The sequence below is a fragment of the uncultured Dietzia sp. genome, assembly GCF_937873725.1.
GTDB lineage: Bacteria > Actinomycetota > Actinomycetes > Mycobacteriales > Mycobacteriaceae > Dietzia.
In genome coordinates this window covers 1-3,762 of the sequence record NZ_CALMYY010000021.1, presented here as the reverse complement: position 1 = coordinate 3,762, position 3,762 = coordinate 1, and the positions used below count along the sequence as shown (strand labels likewise).

2 protein-coding genes and 1 pseudogene are annotated in these 3,762 nt (G+C 67.8%); all 3 read left to right on the top strand.

The window, feature by feature from the left end:
- Positions 1–178 precede the first annotated feature (178 nt).
- Positions 179–1,096 carry a transposase gene (locus tag Q0444_RS01430; protein ID WP_299020808.1) on the top strand — a complete coding sequence of 306 codons (918 nt, stop codon included), beginning with the start codon at positions 179–181 and terminating at the stop codon, positions 1,094–1,096.
- Positions 1,097–1,610: 514 nt separating this feature from the next.
- The gene (gene ltrA, locus Q0444_RS01425) at positions 1,611–3,050 is read left to right on the top strand and encodes a group II intron reverse transcriptase/maturase (RefSeq protein WP_299020806.1); all 1,440 of its coding nucleotides are present in this window, start codon (positions 1,611–1,613) and stop codon (positions 3,048–3,050) included.
- A 138-nt stretch (positions 3,051–3,188) separates the two neighbouring features.
- Positions 3,189–3,701, top strand: a pseudogene (locus Q0444_RS01420) (transposase); the annotation flags it as partial.
- Positions 3,702–3,762: the final 61 nt, after the last annotated feature.

Here is a 3,762-nt window from a genome sequence, read left to right as displayed (position 1 = left end):
AGGAACAGGTTGCGGAAGTGTTCGGTCTGAATGGCCACCCAGCCCGCGATAATGCGGCTCTTCACGGATGAGCGTGGTTGGGGGCGCGACGCGCTGATCTGAGTGGTTGTCGAGGGAAGGGGTCGAGGCCCCCGAGGATCAGAGGACTTCTACCTCTTCTGATCTCAAGGACCTCGACATGGATGACCCTACGTTGTGCTGCCTTGCGCGCGGCGGCTACTGCAACCGATGCGACTTGATCATCGGCGTGGACGGGCTGCATGTGACCGCGGCCGAGCGAGACGCTCGCGGGCGGCTGGTGGTGACGGTGGAGTCCGAGCCGGCCGTGATGGGGTGCCCGTCCTGCGGGGTGCTGGCGCGTGGTCATGGCCGGGACGAGGTCGAGCTGGTCGACGCGCCCGTGTTCGGTGCCCCGGTGCGGATCCGTTGGCGCAAGCGACGCTGGGTGTGCCCCGACCTCGGGTGCCCGGTCGGGTCGTTCACCGAGCAGGACGAGTCGGTCGCGGCGCCGCGGGCGAAGCTGACCACGCGGGCGTGTCGGTGGGCGATCGAGCAGATCCGCCGCGAGCACGCCAGCGTCAACGGGGTCCGCCGCCAGCTCGGCACGTCATGGTCCACGGTGTGGAGTTCCATCAAGCCGATCCTGGCCGCGGCCGCCGATGACGAGTCCCGCTTTGAGGGCGTGAGCATCCTGGGCGTGGACGAGCACGTGTGGCATCACGTGTCCACCAAGCCGGTGCAGGACGGCGGGCGGGGCCCGAAGGAACTCACCGGGATGGTGGACCTGACCCGCGACGAGCACGGGAAGGTGCATGCGCGACTGTTGGACCTGGTCCCGGGCCGTTCCGGCGAGACCTACCGGGCGTGGCTCACCGAGCGGGGCGAGGCCTTCCGCGCCGGAGTCGAGATCGCCACCTTGGATCCGTTCCACGGGTACAAGAACGCCATCGATGACCAGCTCGAAGATGCTCGCTCGGTCCTCGACGCTTTCCACGTCGTCAAAGTGCGCCATGAGGCGCTGTGTGTGCGGATGGAGGTGAGAGACCTCCATCGCCTGGTCGTCGCAGCGGCCGGGTTGAAGTTGAGGGCAGCCTGAGCCAGGAGGTGCTGGTGAGGGTGGGAAGCAGCCCTGACAAAGCCGGGGCGGGCCAGTACTGCCAGATGGTCTGGGCCCGGCGAACGAGGCGGGAAGGTGTAACGAGAGTGAACCAGTGGTTGAACCTCCGTAATCGTGGATCCGGCTCCAACCTGGCGGATGTGGGCCGGGCTGCAGTGCGCGCCGAACGGACGAACGGGGAGGCGACTTCCGGGACGGTCATTGATGCCGGTCCGGGAGGCCGCGAGGAAAGCCTGCGGCGTACTCGCGGCGATGCTGCCGGAGCAGAGCTGGGCACCGCCCCCGCCGACCGCGACACAGTGAACATGGGAACCCTGCCGTGCCCGCCCTACCCGGGCTGCATCCAGCAGCCCGGCGGGCAGGGCCACCGTCGCCTGACGGGCGCGGTAGGGGGCGGAGCCGCCGTAGTAGTCCGAGGATGGGAAAGCCGTCCACATGGCAAAGGGCGGCAGCGAGTCCGCAACGAGGGTGCTGCAATGCCAGGAGGTCGCCGGTGAATACCGACGCGCCGTGGCCGAGCCTGTCACAGGCGCGAGCCCGGGTACTGGGGATACAGGCCAAGTTGCACCGATGGTCGACCGGGGACACCACGGCCCGGTTCGACGACTTGTTCAATCTCGTGGTGGACCCCGCTTTCCTGGTGATGGCCTGGGAGCGGGTTGCGGGTAATCGTGGGGCACGCACAGCCGGGGTTGATCGGGTCACCGCCCGAGCGATCACGGCCGAGGGGCCAGCAGCGGTGACGGCGTTCCTGACCGACCTGCGTGAGCAGGTCAAGTCGGGTACATTCGCCCCGGCGCCGGTTCGGCAGCGGTTGATCCCCAAGTCTCCGGGCAAGTACCGGCGGCTGGGGATCCCGACCGTGACCGACCGGGTGGTCCAAGCGTGTCTCATGCTGGTGCTGGAGCCCATCTTCGAGGCCGACTTCCACCCCTCCTCCTACGGGTTTCGGCCCCGGCGGCGGGCGTGGGATGCGGTCGCCGAGGTGCAGATGTTCGCGTCCCGCTCCTACGAGTGGGTCTTCGAAGGCGACATCACGGCATGTTTCGACGAGATTGACCACACGGCCCTGATGGGCCGGGTGCGTCGACGGATCGGGGACAAGCGAGTCCTGGCCTTGATCAAAGCGTTCCTCAAGGCTGGGATCCTCAGCGAGGACCAGGTCCACCGCGAGTCGAACACCGGCACCCCGCAGGGCGGGATCCTCTCCCCACTGCTGGCCAACATCGCCCTGGAAGTGCTCGACGAGCACTTCGCTCAGGTCTGGGCTGCCATCAGCCCGACCCGGGTCGACCGCTCCCGCCGGCGCCGCCACGGCCTGCCGGTGTACCGCCTGGTGCGTTACGCCGACGACTTCGTGGTCCTGGTGTCGGGCACACGGGAGCACGCCGAGGCGTTACGCGATCAGGTCGGCGACGTCCTGGCCCCGATGGGGCTGCGGCTGTCGCCGGAGAAAACCACCGTGGTCCACATCGACGACGGGTTCGACTTCCTCGGGTTCCGCATCCAGCGGCACCGGAAGCCGGGCACCGGAAAGCGATACGTCTACACCTTCGCGGCCAAGAAGTCGGTGGCCTCGATCCGCCGCAAGGTCAAGGCGATCACGAAACAAGGCACGAACCACGCATTAGGCGACCTGCTGCGCCAGCTCAATCCGGTGCTGCGGGGCTGGACGGCCTACTTCCGTCACGCGGTGGCCAAGGCCACTTTCGGACACCTGCGCCACTACACGTGGAACCGGGTCATCCGATGGCTGCGGAACAAACATCGCAAGACGGGGTGGAAGGCCCTCCGGCGACGATACGGGCCCACCGGCTGGTGGCCCCGCGACGGGGAGACGGCATTGTTTGACCCGGCATCGGTGACGGTCACCCGCTACCGATACCGCGGCGTCATCCCCTCCCGCTGGGCCGCCCTCGCCCACATCGCCTAACGGTTCGACCTCGGCACGGGCTCGTGGAGAGCCGGGTGCGGTGCAAGCCGCACGCCCGGTTCGGGAGGCGGCCCGGGGAAACGGAACAGACGGCAACACTGTCACCGCGCCCCGGGCCGACCTCACCTCGCCACCGCCGTCGTCGACGACGTCCGACGCCGCGTGCAACAGGACATCCACGGCCACCGCGGCCGCAAGAATGACCCGCTCTACCGGATCCGGAACATCCTTCGCGCCGGCCAAGAACGGCTCACCGACCGTCAACGCCAGCGGCTTGCCCAGGCGTGGGCTGCCGACGAACGCCATCTCGAGGTCGAAGTCGCCTGGATGTGTGCCCAACAGGTCCGCGACTGCTACCACCAAGCCAGTCACGCCGACGGCCGTGCGATCGCCGAGAAGGTGCTTGCCTCGTTCATCACGTGCCCGATCCCCGAGGTCAAGCGCCTGGGCAAGACCCTGACCACTTGGAGGGCCGAGTTCCTCGGCTACTTCGACACCGCGGGCGCCTCCAACGGCGGCACCGAAGCCGTGAACGGCCTCATCGAGCTCCACCGCCGCATCGCCCGCGGCTTCCGCAACCGAGACAACTACCGCCTCCGAATGCTCCTCATCGGCGGCGGCCTACCAAGCCTCACCCACGCTCATCCGTGAAGAGCCATATTCCTCGGCTTAACCAATACCTCGGCATAATCCGTGTTAACCCGAGTTCGGG